This is a genomic window from uncultured Pseudomonas sp. (genome assembly GCF_913777995.1).
Classification (GTDB): domain Bacteria; phylum Pseudomonadota; class Gammaproteobacteria; order Pseudomonadales; family Pseudomonadaceae; genus Aquipseudomonas.
Window position 1 is genome coordinate 35436 of record NZ_CAJYVE010000030.1, and the last position, 19395, is coordinate 54830.

Genomic DNA, 19395 nt, shown 5'->3' on the forward strand with positions numbered 1-19395 from the left:
TTACATCTTCACCGGCAGGCCCTGCACGGCCAGGCTGGCGCTGAGCCCGACGGGCGCTGGGGTCGGGTGACCGCCGGCCTGCAGTTGAGTCTGGAAACGCTGCCACTCACGGTTGATTTCCGTATAGGGCAGGAAAATGCTCACCTGGGCCTGGGGTGGCAGGTCGGCGCGTTTGAGGCTTTCCAGGTCGCTGCGCTCCAGATAGGCCACGCTGATGCCTACCGCACGGCCATCGTCGGCGAATACCGGGCCACCTGACATGCCCTTGACCGTCGCGCCGTTATGGGTGGCATACAGCACCCCGCCATCGCTGGCATCCAGACGCACCATGGCGCCCAGCGCTTGACCACGCCCGGTACTGGGCATGTACATCGAGTTGAAACCGATCGCCGTGAGTTCCTCACCAGGGCGGTACTGCCGCCACAGCGGCGCCTGGGCGGCCTTGTGGCGGAAGAACTGCACGTCGCCACGCCCCTGGAACACGGCACCGGGTACGTACGGCAAGTGCTTCACCGTGACGGCGTAGTCTTCGTTCCATTGCACGGCGCTGCCCATCATCACCAGCGACAGCGGGCCGCCGGCGTGGACGAGAAAGGCTTGGTTCTGATCGGGATCCTTGACGAACGCGGTGGACATTCCATTGCAACCGCCGAGCAGCAAGCATGCTGCCAGGAGTGGTTTGCAGGAAAACATGATGCTCACGATGGGGTGGGTGGCGACGCGGCAAATATGTCATTGCGCCATCACCGAATCAATATGCCATCACTGCCGCCGGTCGGCAGGCCCTGTTTCAGCGTCGCGCCTGTTGCAGCGCCTCGCCCAGCGCCATGAGCAGCCCTGCTACGTCCTGGCTCCAGTCCAGCGCGTAACTGATGCGCAGGTGCTGGCGATGCAAGCCACTGAGGCTGAACAACTCACCCGGCGCGATCACCAAACGACGTTGCAACAGCTGGTCGAAGACCTGGCGCATGTCTACGCACTGCTGGCTCTGCGCCCAGATGCCGCTGCCGCCCACCGGCAGTTCATAACGCAACCAACAGCCCAGATGGCGGTCGAGCAGTTCGCCCATCTGTTGCATGCGCGCCTCCAGCGTTCTGCGCAGTTCCGCCAGATGCTCATCCAGGCGCCCGCTGTTGCACAACCGGGCGATGGCCTTCTGGCGCACGGGCGGCAGGTCGAAGGCGCGCAGCAGAAAGTACGCCTGCCAGCGCTCGTCGAACTGCTTGCACAGCAGGTAGCCATAGGGCGCTTCCGGCCCCAGCACCTTGTCGAAACTGCCGAGAATCAACAGCCGCTGTGGGTCGATCAGCTCGCGCAGGCAGGGCCCCGCAGCGGCGAAGGCCAGCTCGCCATGGCTGTCGTTCTCCAGCACCCAGGTGCCGTAGCGGTTGAGCAACTGGGCCATGCCCCGGCGATTGTCCAGGCTCTGCCGTGTGCCGCGTACCGGGTTCAGCGAGGACGGTAGGATGGCCAGGCTGATCGGGTACTCCAGCAGCAGGTGGTCGAGTTCGGTCAGGCGCACGTTGCCATCTTCGCCCAGCGGCAGCTCGACCACCTGAACGTTCAGCGCCTGCAACAGGCGCAGGACCGTCCAGGTGCAAGGCGACTCCACCAGCACCGTGGTGCCGACCAGATTGAGGGTCTGCACGACGATCTTGAGCATGCCCAGCAGATCCGGGCCGACGTACACCTGCTCGGCATGCCAGCAATCCTGTGCATTGCGGGTGTAACGCGCGGCCAGGGCGCTGCGCAGTTCCAGATCGCCAAACGGCTGGAAGCCGGTGGCCAGCGGCTGCGGGTACTGGCGCATCAGTTCGCGTTCGGTACTCTGCAAGGCGCTTTCCAGCGACAGCAGCAGGTGCGGTTCGTCGCCCGACAGCATGGTTACCCCAGGTCGGCGAACGTTGTGGTAAAGGCGGTCGAGCAGGCTGCCACCGGGGCAGGCAGCCTCGCTGTCGAAGCTGCCGGGCATGGCGTAGTAACCCGACTTGGGCACCGAGCAGATACGCCCTTCCTGCTCCAGCAGACCATAGGCGCTCTGAATGGTGGAGATCGATACCCGCAGGCGCCGTGCCAGCTGGCGCAGCGAAGGCATCTTGAGGGTCGAGTCAGTCTGCATCTCGTCGATCAGGCGCACGAGGTAGCGATACACCGTCTGATAGGCGAAATCGTCTTTTTCTTTCATGGCATGGCCATCCGGAAAGGGAAATGAGTCAGGCAGTTGCCACCGAGCCCGGCGGCTCGGGCACGCCGGGTTCAGGCTACGGCGCGGCGCTGCAGCGAGCGTTCGGGGTCGGCGGCGCGGATACGCGCGATGATCGAATCGCTGCTGGCCAGGTCGATGCGTCGCCTGGCGTACAACGCCTGCAGCTCGGCCAGGCTCATCGCGCTGCTTTCCATCAGCCATTGCAGGACCTGCTCCGGTACCTGCTGGCCGGACAACGCGCGGTGCAGGTCAGGCAGTGCCACCAGCATGCCGGGATGGCAATCACGCAGGTAGCGCTCCATCCCCTGCCCTTGATCGACGAACGGTGAATACAGCATGCACACCAGTTGCGCCTCGTTGAGGCCATAGGCCTGCTGGGCGAAACCGGCGGCCAGCGCGCGCTGAGCCTGGATGCAGGTGTCGCCGTCGAAGGCGGCCAGCACCTGGGCGACCAGCCGCGCCGGCATACGCTTGCGACGCATCAGCCGGCGCGCGTCCTGCAGGTAGCCGGCAATGCCATCGGCATACCGGCCGCCGTGCAGGTATTGGCTGCGCAAGCCTTGCAGATGCGCCATCAGCAGCGGGTTGGCACAATCCGACTCGCTGAAGGCCAGGGCCAGGTCGTCGAAGCGAAAGCCGAGAAAGTCGGTCAGCAAGTCCCAGTGCTCATCGGCCCGCCCATTGAACAGCTCGCCCACCGCCACGTGTACCGGCATTACGGCTTTGCCGGCCGGCAGCCCAAGCGGCTTTGCGGCCTCGGCTTCGCCATACAGTTCCTGGCGCCAGGCCTGGGTCAGGCTGCCGAGGCTGCGCATCACCGCCTGAAAACTCTGGTGACGCCATTGCCCGTTCTGTTGCCCGGTCGCCTGGGCCAGACGCATCAGCCAGGTGATGTACTGCTTCTGCTCCTTGCGTGAGTCGCCAGTGGCCACCGCCCCGACGCCCTCCCCCCAGGTCATCGCACGGTAGAACGCATCGGCCAGGTTCAGGTGGCAGCTGTCACAGAAGGTGCTGCGCCCGTCGCCCGCCGTCAGGTGTCCGGCACGCAGCATGTCGGCGCGGTTCTGGCGTCGGCCAGCGGCGGAGAACGGCAGGTCCGGCTCGAACGCATGGGTGCGCTGATCATCGAAAACCAGCATTTCGACCCGCGGATCGTCATACAGGAACAACGCCGAATACACCCGATGGATATTGCCCATCACCGCCGGGCTGAGGCCCGCATGACGCAGGGTCGCGACGCGCAGCTTGAAGGTGCCTGGCGCCCGGGTGCAGATGCTCAGTTGCGCAGCGCGCAACAGCGCCAGGGTGTAGGCACTGTCCTTGCCACCACCGAAGGGCACCAGCAGGACGAAGTCACTGATGCGTTCGGCGCCGCCCGCCGCCACCAGCAAGCGCTGGATCAACAGCTGCAACGCGGTGCGTTCGGCACGGCTCAGGTGCCCCAGAAAACGCTGCAGAACTTGCTGGTAGACATAGTTCATCGCCTGTTCATGGAGATCGCTCATCATGCGAACTCCGCAGGCCACGAAGTTGGAACGGCAGAGTGCTGGAAATCATTATTGTCGTTGAGCACGGCTCTTTCCCTGAGTAATAGATCACGGCTCATTATCGGGATCGACTTTTTGATTACAAGCGACGCGAAAAGGGTCAAAGATCACCCTTTTCGTCTCTTTAAACGTCACGTTCACGGCATTTGAAGAACCATTACACGCGCTGTGCTTTGTGCTGCGTACCTGGCCCGGCATCGCCCCAGCCCTTGGAACGGCGCCCCGCAGCGCCTCTTCGTATCAGGCTGAAGCAGACCGGACATACCGGGTCAGATAATGCTTGGCGCGTGCTGGAGTTTCATATGTTTATCGGCACGACAAAACGTCAGACATGCGCCTAACCGAGTAGCGAACACTCCTACAAATACACGCTATTACTTGTAGGAAGTTTGAAAAACAAAGAACCCGGTCGTTGTCAGCGACCGGGTTCCTGGTGAGCAGGGCGAATCGGTAGGGTTCAGGTGACCGGCAGCTCCAGTACGGCGCGGCCGCCGATCGGGCAACCGTCCATATAACGGTGGGCCTGGGCCACCTGCTCGAATGCGAATGGCTTGATCGCCAGGGGCTGCAGCACGCCGTCGCCGGTCAGCTGGTTGATATCACGCAGGGCACGCTGCAGTGCTTCGTTGTCCTGATCGATACCCAACTGCGGCTTGCCGGTGAAGTTGCCCAGGCAGTGCAGGTAGAACTGGATGTTCTTCTGGAACGCCGCGCAAGCCGGGAACGGGGTCTGGTTGCCGCCTTGCAGGCCATAGAGGATCAGGCTGCCACGTGGCGCCAGCACGTCGCCCATCAGCGACATCTGTGGGCCACCCATGCCGTCGCAGACCACGTCCACACCGCGACTGTCGGTGTACTTGTTGATCGCCATGAGCAGGTCCTGCTCTTCGGTCACCACCACCTTGTCGGCACCCAGGCCCAGCAGGTAGTCGCGGGCGTCCTCGGTCTTGGTCGCCGCGATCACCTTGGCCCCCAGGGCTTTGCCCAACTGCACGAAGCAGGGGCCGGCGCAGTGGCTGGCGTCGGTGATCAGGACGGTCTGGCCCGGCTTGATGCGCGCCAGGTCGACATAGGCGAAATAGGCGATCAGCAAGGGGGTGTAGTGGATACTGGCCTGCGCCGGAGTCAGCACGTCGGGGTAACGCGTCAGCGCATTGCGCGGCATGACGATGACTTCGCCATACACCGGATGCTGATTGGGGTCAGCAGCGGGGAAGCTGGCCACCCGGTCACCCACGGCCAGATCATCGACGCCGTCGCCGACCGCCGTGACCACACCGGCCATCTCATGCCCGATGCCGGCAGGCAAGCGCGCCAGCGTGCTGGCCAGATTCTGCCGCCAGAGAACGTCATACCAGCTCACGCCGATGGCATGGACACGCACCTGCACCTCGCCGGGCGCAGGCAACGCATCCGGGTGCTCTTCGATCTTGAGCACCTCGGCCGGGCCGAACTGGTGGAAACGGATCATGCGGGACATTTAGAACCTCGCCTTTTGTATCAGGATGCCCTGCACTTTATCGGGGCTTTCCCGGCAGGACCAGTCAGTGGCCATTAATAGTCGACATGTCTGTCATTGATTCGTCAGGGTGTGCTGCGGTTCCGCCCTACCCTCGAAAGGAGGCCATTGTGGCATTCACATGCCACAATGCAACCGTCTACTGCCAGGGTCCTTTGCGCCACGGGCAACAATCGACGGCTACACCCCGGACCGATTTGCCCGTACTATGCCCACCTGCCTCGCCCAAGCCCTGGCGGGCGCCTCGATACAAGGCCCGAGTCCTCACGTATGAACCGCAACGACCTGCGTCGCGTCGACCTCAACCTGCTGATCGTCTTCGAAACCCTGATGCATGAGCGCAGCGTGACCCGTGCCGCCGAGAAACTGTTCCTCGGCCAGCCGGCGATCAGCGCCGCCCTGTCACGCCTGCGTGGCCTGTTCGACGACCCGCTGTTCGTGCGCACCGGGCGCAGCATGGAGCCCACCGCCCGGGCCTCGGAGATCTTCGCCCTGCTCTCCCCGGCCCTGGACTCTATCTCCACGGCCGTGAGCCGCGCCGCCGAGTTCGACCCGGCGACCAGCAATGCGGTATTTCGTATAGGCCTGTCCGACGAGGTCGAGTTCGCCCTGCTGCCCTCGCTGCTAAAGCGCCTGCGCTCCGAAGCACCAGGCATCGTGCTGGTGATCCGCCGGGTCAACTACATCCTCATGCCCGCCCTGCTGGCCTCGGGCGAAATCTCCGTGGGGGTCAGCTACACCAGCGACCTGCCCGCCAATGCCAAGCGCAAGGTGCTGCGCCGCAGCCGCCCACGACTGCTGCGCGCCGACACCGTGCCCGGCCCGCTGAGCCTCGACGACTTCTGCAACCGCCCGCACGCCCTGGTGTCCTTCGCCGGCGACCTGTCGGGATTCATCGACGAACACCTGGAAAAGATCGGCCGCAAACGCCACGTGGTGCTCGCCGTACCGCAGTTCAATGGCCTCTCGACCCTGCTGGCCGGCACCGACATCCTCGCCACCGTCCCCGACTACGCCGCCGAAGTGCTCACCGCCAGCGGCGGCGTACGCGCCGAAGACCTGCCACTGGAATCGCAGACCTTCGAACTGCACATGGCCTGGCGCGGCGCCCAGGACAACGACCCGGCGGAGCGCTGGTTACGCTCGCGGATTCAGATGTTCTTCGGGGATCCGGATAGTCTCTGATCGGATTGGCGCTAGGTGTTCAGTAGGACCTGAGCATTTGGACAGCAAGCGCATCGTGCCGCTGCCAGAGCGAGCGCTCAGCTAGTGAGCCAGCCCCCTGAAGCAGCCCAATCATGGGCGAAGGCGATGCAGGCAGTGAGTTGCTTCATGACACCGATACCTCGTCCCTTTCATCGTAGCGCAGCAGCCGCCCGGCATTGCCGAGCACCAGCAAGGTACTGAGGTTGTGCAACAGCGCCGCGATCATCGCGCCGGCCGCACCCAGCAGCCCGAACGCCGCCGCCAGCATGATCCCCACTGTCCAGCCGAGGCCGATCAGCACATTCCATTGCAGAGTCCGCCGACACAGGCGGCTGAGACGCACACCGGTGGCCAGGCGGCGCAGGTCACCATTGATCAGTACGATGTCCGCCGCAGCCATGGCGATGTCGGTTCCGCCCGCACCGATGGCGACACCCACGACGCCCGCCTTGAGCGCCAGCGAGTCGTTGATGCCGTCGCCCACCACCATCGGCCTGAAACCGGCCTGGATTTCCTGATTGACCTGCTTGAGCTTGTCTTCCGGCAAAGCCTGGGCGACGACATGGGTGATGCCCACCTGGCTCGCCACCCACTGCGCCACGCTGCGTCGGTCGCCGGTCAGCAGCAACTGCCGGCGCAGCCCCAGCTCGCGCAGTTGCGCCAACGCTTCAGGCGCTTCCCGGCGTACATTGTCGGCCAGCAGCAGCCAGGCGAGAAAACGTCCGTGCAGTGCCAGGCCAACGATCGGGCCATCGTGCTCCGGCACCGCCGGCAAGGCGATATCCAGCTTCTCAAATAGCTCCGCACGCCCCAGCGCGGCCTGGCCTTGTTCGGTCGAAGCAACCACCCCGAAACCTTGCATCTCGTGCAATTCGGCAAGCGCAAGGTGCTGGTCGCGGGGAACGGACTTGGCCAAGGCGCGGCTGACCGGGTGGCTGCTCGCCGTGCCCAGGCTGGCAGCCAGGCGCAGCACCTGATGCTCCGCCACCTCGGTCTGGCTGCTCACGACCTGCTGCAGGTGCAGTGCCCCTTGGGTCAGGGTGCCGGTTTTGTCGATCACCAGCGACGACAGGTCGGCCAGCTCTTCGAGAAACGCAGAGCCACGAATCAGAATGCCATGCCGCGCCGCAACGGCGACCCCGGCAATGGCTGTGGCCGGGGCCGACAGCACCAGTGCGCACGGACAAGCCGCCACCAGCACGGCCAGCATGGCCTGGGCATCGCCGGTGATGAACCAGGTGGCCGCCGCGATCATCAGCACCAGCAGCAGGTAACGCCCGGCGTAGCGTTCGAGCAGCCGGGTGATGGGGGGCTTGGCCTGCTCTGCACGGCGCATCAGGGCAATCACCTTGCCCAGCGCGGAATCCTCGCCAGTGGCGGTCACCTCGATGCGCAGCAAGCCATCGAGGTTGATCGCGCCTGCATGCACAGGCGCACCCGGCGCAACCTCCTGCGGCAAGGACTCCCCGGTGATGGGCGCGGTATCGAGGCTGGCCTGGCCTTCGAGGACACGACCATCGGCCGGCACCCGGTCACCGGCTCTTACCTCTACCCGGTCCCCCGCCTTGAGGCTGGCGTTGTCGACCTCGCTCACCTCGCCGTTGGCACCGATCAGCCGCGCCTGGCTGCGTGTGAGGCGGCCCAGGGCGTCGATGGCTTCCTGCGAGCCCAGCATGCTGCGCTCTTCGAGCACGTGCCCGAAGATCATGATGATCGGCAACAAGGCGGCGGTGGTCAGGTCGCCAATGGCCCAGGCGCCGAGCATGGCCAGCGCAATCAACTGGTCGGTGACGCCATGCAGGCTCGGTTGCTTGAGGCTGTGCCACGCCGAGCCCAGCACCGGTACGGCCACCAGCAACGACGCAGCGCCCAACAGCAACTGCGCCACGCCTTCCTGGTCTGGGGCCAGGCTTTGCCAGGCCAAGCCCAGCGCCAGCAGCCCGAGGGCGACCATAGCCAAGGTCAACTGGCGTGCGGCCTGCCGGCGCTCGTCCCGAGACAGCAGACCCGAGGTGAGATGGACATGGCCATGATGGTGATGACCGTGGTGGTGATGGCCGTGCTGATGGTGGGCGCTCATCGTCCGGGGTTCCAGATGCAGGGGCCAGAATAGGCGTTCATGGTTTGGGGCCTTGCAGGATCAAATGCCCGCTGTCCTCGGGATTGACCGTGGTGACAGAGCCCGCACGGGACAGGATGGCGGGCACCCGTTCGCGATACAGCCGCAGCATCAGGCCAGGGTCCTGCTGCTGTGCCAGGCCGACGATGGTGCTGGTGGCGGCACTGGCTTGCGCCAGCCGTTCACGCGCCTGGGCCTGCGCGACCTGGACGGTGCGCTCGGCATTCTGGGTGGCCTGCTGCAGTCGTTGCGCGGCCTCGTTGCGGGCGCTCGCAACCGCTTGCTCGGCGCGCTGGCTGGCGGTCAGCACGGCATTGAAGGCGCTGACCGCCGAGGGCGGCAGCGAAGATTGCACATCGACCCGTACCACCGTGATGCCCAGGTCGGCGCCTGCCGCCTTGAGCGCCGCCAGGCTGCGGTTGATGCCCTGTTGCAAGTCGCCACGCAGACGCTCACGGCGCTCGGCAATCTGCGCATCGGCGCCTACCAGTTCAGGCCGCGCGACCAGAATCGCATCCATGTCTCGGGATGCGCAGACCTGAACGGCATTGCGCTCGACCAGGCGATCCAGCGCCGGATCCACATGGACGCCCTGACGGGCAAAGGCAAACGGCTCGACGACCTGATAGAACACCCGCACCTCAAGCTGCACGATGCCTGCTTCGGCCGTGAGCAGGTAACCGGACCCGGCCGTCGCGTCGCTGGCCGGCACAAGCCCCAAGTCCGCCTTATGTGCGAAGTCCGAGCGCAACAACAGCTCCACCTTGCGCTCGGTCACCCGACCATCCGAAGGCAACATCACTACCTGTTCGAACGGACGTGGCCAAGCCAGTAGCAGGCCAGCATTCTGGATACGCTGCTCGGCCCCCAGCCTGAGCACCACGGCCCGGCTTTCCGGCCCTACCGAACGGACATTGCCGAACAACCAGCCCAGCGCGGCGAGCACGGTCACCGCGTACAGGGCGATGAAACCGATCCGCGCCGACTGCAGCCAGGGGCCGGCAGGCTGGCGCGGGCTAGTCATGGCCTTGACCTGCTTCGCGGCTCAGCGACGCCGGCGGGTTGGGTCCGTCGACCAGCGCCCGGAACGGTGCCGCATCGGTGCGCAGCACCAGGCGAGTGTCGGGCGTCACGATGGTGCCCAGGGTGTCCAGCGAGCGCAGCAGCTTGTAAAGCTCAGGCGCGCTGGCGTAGGCCTTGCCGTAGATCTGCGCCGCCTCCACCTGGGACTGTGCCTGGATCTGCGCCGCCTTCACGGTGGCGTCGGCTTCGAGAATTCGCGCATCCCGTTCGGCCGCCGAACGGATCTCGGCCGCCTTGCGCTTGCCTTCGGCGGTGCGCTCGGTGGCGATCGTCTCGCGCTCGGCGCGCATGCGGTCGACGGTGGCTTCCAAGGTCACCTTGGGCAGGGTGAGGCGTTCGATCCCTACCTGAACCACCTTGATGCCATAGGTCTGGGCCAGCTGATCGGCAATTTGCGCCTGCAACCGCTGCTCGAAGGCCTCGATGCGCACGCGTCCGGGGTCGACATTGACCAGGTCCGCCAGTTCGAAGCCGCTGGTGGTGGTTTCCAGCGCCGAGCCCACCAGCGTGCGGATCTGCCGCGCCGCCTCGTCCGGCTGGTTCTGCACTGCGCGCATGAAGCGCTGGATATCTTGCGGGTCCGGCGACACCTGCCAGGCGATGTAGGCCTGCACGATGATGCGCAGGCCGTCGCGGGTGCCGACATCGTGCAATCCACTGGAGGTGGTGCGCAGGCGCAGGTCGACCGGCACCGCCACCTCGAACGGCTGCGGCCAGCGCCAGGCCAGGCCTGGTTCTAGCAACACCCGTGACGGGTTGCCGAAGCGGGTGATGACCATGGCCTCGCCCATACGCACTTGGACGAAACAGGCCACTGCCGCCAACAACAGCACCAGCAGCACGGCCCCGAGGATCCGCGGCCAGGCCGGTCGCGCTGGCCCGTCGTGATCGCTGTCATGGTCATGGTCATGGTCGTGATCATGGTCATGCACGCAGTCATGGGCCGCGGGGTCATCGTGAGCGTGAGAGGCGTGGGGGCTCAAGGGGTGCGCTCCTGGTTGTGTTTCGAGGTAGCCGGATCGACTGGCGCGGCGAAGGTGCGCAGGTCAAGGGTCGAGGCCTGTCCGGCACTGATGCGGTGGTCGATGATCAAAGCCTTGCTGTTGCTCAGGCCTTCGCGCAACCGCGCAAGGTACTGTTCCAGCACGAACGCCGCCCCGGCCTGTCGCCAGGCAGACCGCTCGGCGTTGAAGCCAAGTTCTGCGGCCTGGGCCTTGGCGAGGGCTTCGTGGGCGCTGCCAGCGGCCTGGTCGACCAGCAGCGCGGCATTCTGGCGGGCCTGGCCGGTCTGCTCGGCGGCCTGACCGCGATCACGGGCGATCAGTGCCTGCGCGGTGATCTGCGCCGCCTGCACGCCATGGTAGGCATTCGCCGCGCCAGCGGGTGGGTGAATGGCCTCCACGGAAGTGGCCAGGATCTGCACGCCGCTCTGCAGCCGGTCGAGGTCAGCCTGCACAGCCTTGCCGATGTCACGGCTGAGGGCCTCGCGCTCTGAGCCGAGCACGCCGTCCAATGTCCGGTTGGCGAAATCATGAAGCAGTACGCGGTTGGCCAGGCTGCGCACCAACTGCGCGACTTCAGCGCTGTGGTAGGTCGCCGCCAGGGCGGAGGCATCGTCCAGGCCAATGCGGTAAATGAAGCGCACATCCATGTTAACGATCTGGAAGCTCTGCCGGACGTCATCGCTGCCGGCGATCACCTGGGCGTTGTCGCTGGCATGGGTTGCGTCCCACAAGCGGTTGGCCGACATCGGCGCCTCCCCTTCAGCACCGGCCATCGGGTCGGCCAGCATCTCGCGACCAGAGGTCGCCAGCTCGTGGATGACACCATTCTCCACCGCCAGCACCCGTCCGAACGGCCAGGGCAAGCCGACATGCAACCCCGGCGGATAAACCTGCACCGGCTTGCCGAATCGCTCATAGATACCGCGCCCCTCCAGCGGCACCTGCACCACCCCGCTGAGCAGCCAGCCGACCAACGCCACCAGCGCGGCCACGGGCAGCAGCGCCCGGCGCATGAAACCGAAAGCCCAGACCTGCTGCAGGTCGATCCCGAAGCGCTGCTGTAACTCGCCCTGCAGCGCGGCCAACGGCCTCGGCGGCCACTGCAACATGCCCCCCATCAGGCTACGCGCCACCAGGGCGGGCTCCTGCTCCGCCCGTTGCGGCCGGAATGCCGCGACCAGCGCACGCACCAGGAACTCCACCGCCAACAGGCCAGGCAGTATGCCGATCAGCACGGCCAGACGGGCCGGCCACAACCGCGCGCCATCGGCAAAAAACAGGCAGGGAATCGACAGCACCTGGACCAGAATCACCACGCGGACCACTGTCGCCAAGGCAACCGCCTCCGGCCAGTCCGCCTCGCTGGCCGAGGCCAGGTGCCTTTCGACGATCAGCAGCGCAAGTGCCAGCGCCAGCAAGACGCCCACTGCCACCCAGCTTGCCTGAGTGGCGGCGGCCGGTGCCGGCAGGTCGAAACGCCAACTGCCCATGACCAGTGCCAGCGCCAACACCGACCAGCCCGACAGCCACAACACGTCATGGCCGAGCGACCGCGCGCACCTGGCCAGTGCATCACCGGTGCGCGCCAACCAACGGTCGAAGGCACTGAGAGGCTGGTCTTCGTCCTGCACCTGGCCGGTGTTTCGCCAGAAGGCCAGACGCAGGGGCTGCTGCCCCTGTGCCTCGACCCGCCACTTGACAATGAACCAGGCTGAATGCCCCGCGGCCGCCAGCAACAACAGTGCAGCGGCATTCACTCGTAACAGGGGGACCCAGTGGGCATCGGGTGAAAAGAGCTCAACCAGCAGCGCCAGCAGCCATAACCCGCCAGCACCAGCCAGTGCCAATCGACACAGACGGACCAAGTGCCTTGCCTGCTCGGGCGCTTGCAGAAAGCGAGGTTTGCTGTGTAGATCCGGGGTATCCAGGACTGTACTCACCATGACTCCAGGTACTCGGAATGCGAAGACGTATTGTTGCCGGGCGGCGGTGCGCCGACCCGTCAAGACTGGTTTATCTGGGAAAACTCCGAAGAAGTTGCCTTGAACGCGCAGTGAGCAGCGTTTCGACGCCGGCAGAGCGGTTTCCACCCCTCAATCTGACTCATGGGCAAGGCTTGTGAGATTGGTTGAGCGGGAGGCTATTTCAGCACAGCTCAGACGGCCTTAGCTGACGATTTCATGAACGACCATCAAATGATGTCACTTCGAAACCAAGGATCTGTTCAGTGAGTCTCCGGCAACACCACAAATGCCCACCTGCTCAAACATCCATAGCCCGTCCAAGGCAACTGGTTTAGCAGTCACCTAGCCCACCCACTCCCGGCACGCTGGTTCCATGCCCTTACCCCGTTGGGCACGTTCGAGCGGCATTTCGACCTTGCAAGGACTGGTTCGGGGGCGAGCCGAAATGTTTTCTCCGTTCTGGATACTCTCTGAATCTTCGCGGTCATATACGCCTGGCATTCGATACACACAAGGAACGACCATGATCATCGGCATCGACCTGGGCACCACCAACAGCCTGGTGGCGGTATGGAGCGGCGAAACCGCCAAGCTGATTCCCAATGCGCTGGGCAAGGTGCTCACCCCCAGCGTGGTCGGGCTCGACGACAACGGGCATCTGATCGTCGGCGACGTCGCCCGCGAGCGCCTGCAGACCCACCCGCAGGTCACTGCCTCGCTGTTCAAGCGGCACATGGGCAGTGCCCATGAAACCCTACTGGGTCACCGCCCCTATCGGGCCGAAGAGCTGTCTGCCCTGTTGTTGCGCAGCCTCAAGGAAGACGCCGAACGCTACCTAGGCGAGCCGGTCACCGAAACGGTGATCAGCGTGCCGGCCTATTTCAGCGATGCGCAGCGCAAGGCCACGCGGGTGGCAGGCGAGCTGGCCGGGCTGAAGGTCGAGAAACTGATCAACGAACCGACCGCCGCCGCCCTTGCCTATGGCCTGCACCATAAGGAAGAAGCCACCTTCCTGGTCTTCGACCTGGGCGGCGGGACCTTCGACGTGTCGGTGCTGGAGCTGTTCGAAGGCGTCATGGAAGTGCGCGCCAGTGCTGGCGACAACTTCCTGGGTGGCGAAGACTTCGATGACCTGCTCGCCGAGCATTTCCGCGCTTCGCCGCAGGCCCAGGGCCTGCCGAACGCCAGCGACGGCAGCATGGCGCAGCGCCTGCGTCGTGAAGCGCAGCGCGTACGCCATGCCTTGGGCCAGCAACTGCAGGCCACCTTCACGGTGCGCGAAGACGAGCGCGAATGGGCGCTGACCATCACGCAGAACGATCTGGCCCGCCTCGCGCAACCCCTGCTGGAGCGCCTGCGTGCGCCGATCGAACGTGCCTTGCGCGATGCGCGCATCAAGGCCGCCGACCTCGACGAAGTACTGCTCGTGGGTGGCACCACGCGTATGCCACTGGTGCGCCGGCTGGTCGCCAGCCTGTTCGGGCGCATTCCGGCCATGCAGCTCAACCCTGACGAGGTGGTGGCTCAGGGGGCGGCCATCCAGGCGGCCCTCAAGGCCCGCCATGCCTCGCTCGAAGAGGTGGTGCTCACCGATGTCTGCCCCTACACCCTGGGCATCGAAACCACTTCCGGTGATGACCTGCGCCGCGACTACGGGCTGTACCTGCCGATCATCGAACGCAACAGCGTGGTGCCGGTCAGCCGGGTGCAGACCGTATACACCGTCGACGACGGGCAGACGAAGGTGAAGGTGCGCATCTTCCAGGGCGAGAGCCGACTGGTGAAAAACAATATTTTCCTGGGCGAACTTGAAGTACCTGTGCCGCCCCGCCCTGCCGGTGAAGTCAGCCTCGAAGTGCGCTTCACCTACGACATCAACGGCCTGCTCGAAGCCCAGGTGCACATCCCGCTGACCGACGAGCGCCGCACGCTGGTGATCGAGAACAATCCCGGTGTGCTGAGCGCCGAGGAAATCGCCCAGCGCCTGGAAAGCCTCGCCGCGCTGAAGGTGCACCCACGCGACCAGCAGGTCAACACGGTGCTGATGGCACGCATGGAGCGCTTGTATCAGGAAAGCCTGGGTGACACGCGCCAGTACGTTGCCGACCTGGCCCGACAGTTCCAGCATGAGCTGGAGCGCCAGGATGAACGAGCGATCCGCGAGGCCCGTGTGCTGCTGACCGAGCGCCTCGACCGTCTTGAGCAGCGACTCTGAGGCCGGCCATGGATTGGGAAATACTGGGCGTTGCCGCAGACGCCGATGAACGCCAGATCAAGCGCGCCTATGCCCGCCTGCTGAAAACCCACCGCCCTGACGAAGACCCCCAGGCCTTCCAGCGCCTGCGCGAAGCCTACGAGCGCGCCCTGGACCAGGCACGGTGGCGTGCCGAGCACGGCGACTTAGAGGAGTCCGAGACGTTCTTCGACAAGGATGCCGGGTACGAGCAGTCCTTCGTGCCCCCAGCCGCAGAAACCGCACTTGGCGGCATGGATGGCGAGACGGACCCGGCCTGGCTATACGAGGCACAAGGCGGCGACTCCGAAGCGCACCCTGCTGCCGGACTGCCGCTCACCCAGAGCGTGCCGCCGAGGCTGGAGGAACTCGACTCGCGCCCGCCACTGCGCATCGAGAGCCTGTTCAGCGGCGGCCTCGACGAAGGACTGGCACAAGCGCAGGCTGCCGGGCTCGAAGCGTCGTTCCAGAAACACCTGCTGCAGCGTCTGCTGCACCAGGCAGACGACGAAGCGCTGGACTGGGCGCATCGCTACCTGGGCTGGCTGACGGCAAGACAGCCCGAATACCTGCCGTATGCCGAGATGGAGATCCTCGCGCAGCGGCTGGCCAGCCGCGCCCTGCGCCACGCTCACCAGGCGCTGCATGCTCAGCAGGAAGAACAGGCCCTGTATAGCCTGCACCGCGCACTGAGCAGTGAATGGTTGCAACCACTGGACCGCCGTGATCGATTCAAGGCGCAGATGCTGGAGCTGCTGGAAAACCACGTGCACTGGACGCCGACATTCTTCGAACAGCTCTGCACGCTGGCCGGCTGGGACGAAATCCAGGGCTACCTGCCTTGCAGTGCAGAGCGGTGGGCCGATGTCCAGCGCCGCTATGAAAGCGCTCGCCTGGAGGCCGAGTTGCGCCAACTGCTGGCTCGCCCGCCCGAGGACGCCCGACACAACGCGGCGTGGTTCCTGCTGGCCGACCTGACGCCCGGCCAGCGCCGCCAGTGGGCGGATCGCTTCATCTCGGAAGACTGGGAGGCGTGCGCAGAACTCGCGCACCATATCCACGACGACCCATCACTGCCTGAGCGCCTGCAACGCCGCTATTTTGCCGACTGGCAGGCCTGGCGACCCAAGGGTCACTGGGGCTGGGCGCGCATCTACCTGTGGGGCATGCTCTGGCTGTGTCTGTACCTGGTCTTGAAGCTGGATGCGCACGGGAACGACGAGCGTTTCTGGATCATCTTGCCCGCGACGGCCGTAATGGCTTACGTGCTGGTCTGGATCATGACCTGGGTGGGTATCTTCTGGTCGAAGGTCGCCGAGGGGCTGGTACAGACCGACGTGATATTGAGCATGCGCCTGCTGCCAAGGAGGCTGGTACGCGACGGCAACGGCGTACTTCTGCTGCGCCATCTGCTGCCCTGCCTGGCACCGGCGGCACTGGTGTTCGCCTGGGGCCAGACCCATGCGCCGCTCGGTGTGGTGATGGGGCTGCTCACTCTGGCTGGCGGCATCCGCTTCGTCGACGTGGTGACCCGTGGCGACTCCCCGGCAGCCTGGATTCAGCATGGCTGGGCGTGGGTGTTACGCCATGCCGGCAAGGCCAAGCGACCGCTGCTCTTCGCGGCCGGCTTTGCGCTGTTGGTGGCGATCCGCTGGCTGCTCCCATGACGGAGCTGCCACGCTCAAACGGAAAAGACGCAGGCTACGAAAAGACGAACTGACGCAAGCTAGCCATCATAGCGACGACCAGCACCGCCAACCCGATTGCCGTCACCCACTCGGATGTCGGCGACTCGGAATGCCAAGTCCCTTCTGGGGGGTATTTCCCAAAGGTCACCAGCCTGAGCGTCAACCAACCGACAGGAAAGCAGACCGCGCGAAGCAGTACTTCGGCCAGAAGTTCGATCATGTAGAGCTCCTTCTTGATGTCAGCGGGCTCTGAACCGTCGAGAGCCGATTGGCCTCGATCCAAGCAGCTTCATCGGCCTGAGATGGTGCCGGTCATGTAGCTGTTCAGGTCGCGAAAATCGTTCACCGTCCAGGCGTGTGGCGGAACCTTGACCCCGTTTTCCCGCAGCGTCCTGGGGATCAGGTCGCCATTGGGGCGCAGAATGACCGACGCGACAATCACGCCAGGATAATCGTGCAGACGCTTGTTGAAGGCCGCCGTGGTGAGGTCCGGTGTAGGGGGATCGCTCTTGTTGGCCAGCGGCCCGGAGCCTTTGAGGTCTGCGCCGTGACACAAGGCGCAGCGCTCGGTGAACAGCTTTTTCCCATTGGCCGAGTCGGCCAGCCCGGCCGAGGCCTGGGCGATCAGAGAGACCGCCAGGCAAACCGTGAAGATCCGTTTCATAGCAGACTTAGCACCCATTTGATGCCCGGCATGATGAGGGGAGCGAGTGTATCCTGGCCAATGGCCCCCATCCAGTGGCCGTTATGAATGCAGCCTGCTGCGCTTACTCCGCCCGCACTTCGAACACACTCACCGCCTGGGCGTCCACCGCCTTGGGCAACAGCCCTTCGCGGTAGAACGCATCGGCAATGCGTTGCTGCTCAGCCAATTCATCGAGCCGCACCGGCTGCACGTCGTAACTGCGTCGTGCGTTGGCCTGTTGCACCGTCTCGCTGTCCAGATTGCCCCACAGCGGGCCGAGAATCGCGGCAGCGGCGGCCGGTTCGGCTTTGGCCCAGCGGCCGGTTTCGCGCAGGGCGGTGTAGACCTGCCGCAGCACATCGGGGTGCGCCTTGGCGTAGTCACTGCCCGCCAGGTAGTAGCGCTGGTAACTGGCCAGGCCGCTGCCATCGACAAGAATGCGCGCCTGCTGCTGGCGCTGCGCGCTGGCGACGTAAGGATCCCAGGTCACCCAGGCATCGACCTTGCCGTTCTCGAACGCCGCCCGCCCATCGGCGGGGATCAGGTAGGCCGGGCTGATGTCCTTGAAGCTCAAGCCGGCCTTGGCCAGTGCTTCGATCAACAGGTAATGGCTGCCGGCGGCCTTGGTCACTGCCACGCGCTTGCCCTTGAGGTCGGCCAGGCTGCGGACCGACGAGTCGGCAGGCAGCAGAATTGCCTGGGCCCTGGGCGAGGCGGTCTCCCGGGCGAAATAGGTCAGCTTGGCGCCGGCGGCCTGGGCGAACACCGGTACGGTATCGGCGACGTCTGCCGACAAGTCGACGTTGCCCAGATTGAGCGCTTCCAGTAGCGGCAGGCCGCTGGAAAACTCGTGCCAGCTGATGCGTATGCCTTGCGCCTGCAGGCGTTGCTCCAGGGTGCCGCGGGTCTTGAGCAGGGTCAGCAGGGTCGAGGATTTCTGGTAGCCGATGCGCAGCGTCTGCTCGGCCTGGACCAGGCCCGGCAGCAGCGTGCCGAGCACCAGCGTCAGCGCCAGACGGCGCCAGGATGGAAAGGTCATGACGGAACCTCCTGATCAAGGATTGGCGGCGACTTTGCCGGTGCCCGGTACGCTGAAGCCCTGGGCGAAGGTCGGTGCCACGTCGAGGCGTTCGTTCATCAGGCCATGGGCCTGGTAGAAATCGGCGGTGTCCTGTTGCTCGGCAACCGTCTTGGCATCGATGGCCTGCCAATGCAGTTGGCGGCGCTCGAACTGCAGCCGGGCAGCGTCTTGCGGAAAGCCGATGATGGTCGCCAGGGTCTTGGAATAGCTGTCCAGATGCTGGTAGGCCCAGACCTGTGCACCCGCCAGGCGATTGAGGTAGTCCTGCAAGGCGGCGCGGCGTGCAGGGTCTTCCAGCGCCTGGTCGGTGGCGGCCAGGAAGCTGTTGCCACTCGACAGGCCACGACCATTGACCAGTACTCGCCCCTGCCCGCTCAACTCGGCCAGCGCGGTATAAGGCTCCCAGGTCGACCAGGCATCCACTGCCCCATTGGCCAGGGCGATCTTGGCGTCGACCGGCCCCAGGAAACGAAACTCCACGTCCGTTTCACTCAGCCCGGCCTGGTCCAGGGCCTTGAGGGCCAGGTGGTGGCCGATCGAGCCACGCCCGGTCGCAATACGCTTGCCCTTGAGGTCGGCAGCGGTTTGCAGCGGTGCATCCGGGCGCACCAGCAGTGCGGTGCCATAAGGGTCGGACTTGTCGACGGCGATGGCCTTGACCGGCGCACCGGACGCCAGCACGAACAACAACGGCGCATCGCCGATGATGCCCGCATCGATGGCCCCGGCGTTCAACGCCTCGGCCAGCGGCGCGGCGGCGGGAAACTCCGCCCAGCGAATGTCATAAGGCAGGTCGCGCAGGGCATCGGCAGCTTCCAGCTGGGCGCGCATGTTGCCCTTCTGGTCGCCGATGCGCAGGGTCAGGCGCTCGGCAGCACTCGCCTAAGTGACCAGCAGCATGGCCGCGGCAAAGGGCAACAAGCGGTTCAGCAATCTTGAACGGATGGACATGGCGCTCCTCGAAGTCTATGGCGAGGCGCTTCTTGCGCCCCGGATGGCAGCGACTCTAAACGAGGACCAATTAATAAATTAAATTGATTTTAGGAATAACCTAATATGC

14 protein-coding genes and 1 pseudogene are annotated in these 19395 nt (G+C 65.0%); 3 read left to right on the forward strand and 12 right to left on the reverse strand.

Going from position 1 to position 19395, the window contains the following annotated elements; translation table 11 throughout:
* From QZ497_RS13065 to QZ497_RS13080, 4 genes are all read right to left on the reverse strand, one after another.
* Positions 1-636, reverse strand: a complete 636-nt coding sequence (locus tag QZ497_RS13065; RefSeq protein WP_295475456.1) for a trypsin-like peptidase domain-containing protein — start codon at positions 634-636, stop codon at positions 1-3.
* Between the two features lie 154 nt (positions 637-790).
* Positions 791-2185, reverse strand: a complete 1395-nt coding sequence (locus QZ497_RS13070) for a PLP-dependent aminotransferase family protein (protein ID WP_295475459.1) — start codon at positions 2183-2185, stop codon at positions 791-793.
* A 71-nt stretch (positions 2186-2256) separates the two neighbouring features.
* Positions 2257-3711, reverse strand: coding sequence for a hypothetical protein (locus QZ497_RS13075; RefSeq protein WP_295475462.1), 1455 nt, complete (start codon positions 3709-3711; stop codon positions 2257-2259).
* 499 nt (positions 3712-4210) lie between these two features.
* Positions 4211-5233, reverse strand: a complete 1023-nt coding sequence (locus QZ497_RS13080; protein WP_295475465.1) for a zinc-dependent alcohol dehydrogenase family protein — start codon at positions 5231-5233, stop codon at positions 4211-4213.
* Positions 5234-5542: 309 nt separating this feature from the next.
* Here QZ497_RS13080 and QZ497_RS13085 point away from each other — a divergent pair, with 309 nt between their 5' ends.
* The gene (locus QZ497_RS13085) at positions 5543-6457 is read left to right on the forward strand and encodes a LysR family transcriptional regulator (protein WP_295475468.1); all 915 of its coding nucleotides are present in this window, start codon (positions 5543-5545) and stop codon (positions 6455-6457) included.
* 145 nt (positions 6458-6602) lie between these two features.
* Here the strand turns inward: QZ497_RS13085 and QZ497_RS13090 are convergent, their stop codons facing one another.
* The 4 genes from QZ497_RS13090 to QZ497_RS13105 are packed head-to-tail and all read right to left on the reverse strand — an operon-like array spanning position 6603 to position 12624.
* Positions 6603-8558: a cation-translocating P-type ATPase gene (locus QZ497_RS13090; RefSeq protein ID WP_295475471.1), complete on the reverse strand. Its 1956-nt coding sequence runs from the start codon at positions 8556-8558 to the stop codon at positions 6603-6605.
* A 37-nt stretch (positions 8559-8595) separates the two neighbouring features.
* Positions 8596-9621 (reverse strand): protease modulator HflK, encoded by a 1026-nt coding sequence (locus QZ497_RS13095; RefSeq protein ID WP_295475474.1) that lies wholly within the window; start codon positions 9619-9621, stop codon positions 8596-8598.
* Entirely contained in the window at positions 9614-10612 is a 999-nt protein-coding gene (locus QZ497_RS13100; RefSeq protein WP_295475584.1) for a protease modulator HflC, read from the reverse strand. The genes QZ497_RS13095 and QZ497_RS13100 overlap by 8 nt, the downstream gene beginning before the upstream one ends.
* Before the next feature lie 47 nt (positions 10613-10659).
* The gene (locus QZ497_RS13105) at positions 10660-12624 is read right to left on the reverse strand and encodes a protease modulator HflK (protein WP_295475477.1); all 1965 of its coding nucleotides are present in this window, start codon (positions 12622-12624) and stop codon (positions 10660-10662) included.
* 547 nt (positions 12625-13171) lie between these two features.
* Here QZ497_RS13105 and QZ497_RS13110 point away from each other — a divergent pair.
* Together QZ497_RS13110 and QZ497_RS13115 are read left to right on the forward strand one after the other, a co-directional pair.
* A complete protein-coding gene (locus QZ497_RS13110) occupies positions 13172-14863 on the forward strand; it encodes a molecular chaperone HscC (protein WP_295475479.1) in 1692 nt (563 codons plus the stop codon).
* An 8-nt stretch (positions 14864-14871) separates the two neighbouring features.
* The gene (locus QZ497_RS13115) at positions 14872-16548 is read left to right on the forward strand and encodes a DnaJ domain-containing protein (protein ID WP_295475481.1); all 1677 of its coding nucleotides are present in this window, start codon (positions 14872-14874) and stop codon (positions 16546-16548) included.
* A 34-nt stretch (positions 16549-16582) separates the two neighbouring features.
* On the opposite strand, the gene QZ497_RS13120 is transcribed toward QZ497_RS13115, so the two are convergent.
* The 4 genes and pseudogenes from QZ497_RS13120 to QZ497_RS13135 all read right to left on the reverse strand — a co-directional run bounded on the left by QZ497_RS13120 (position 16583) and on the right by QZ497_RS13135 (position 19286).
* Positions 16583-16789: a hypothetical protein gene (locus QZ497_RS13120; RefSeq protein ID WP_295475484.1), complete on the reverse strand. Its 207-nt coding sequence runs from the start codon at positions 16787-16789 to the stop codon at positions 16583-16585.
* Positions 16790-16858: 69 nt separating this feature from the next.
* Complete coding sequence (locus QZ497_RS13125; RefSeq protein ID WP_295475487.1) at positions 16859-17233, reverse strand: cytochrome c; 375 nt, start codon at positions 17231-17233, stop codon at positions 16859-16861.
* Positions 17234-17336: 103 nt separating this feature from the next.
* Complete coding sequence (locus tag QZ497_RS13130; protein ID WP_295475490.1) at positions 17337-18293, reverse strand: aliphatic sulfonate ABC transporter substrate-binding protein; 957 nt, start codon at positions 18291-18293, stop codon at positions 17337-17339.
* Between the two features lie 15 nt (positions 18294-18308).
* Positions 18309-19286, reverse strand: a pseudogene (locus QZ497_RS13135) (ABC transporter substrate-binding protein).
* Between the last annotated feature and the right edge of the window lie 109 nt (positions 19287-19395).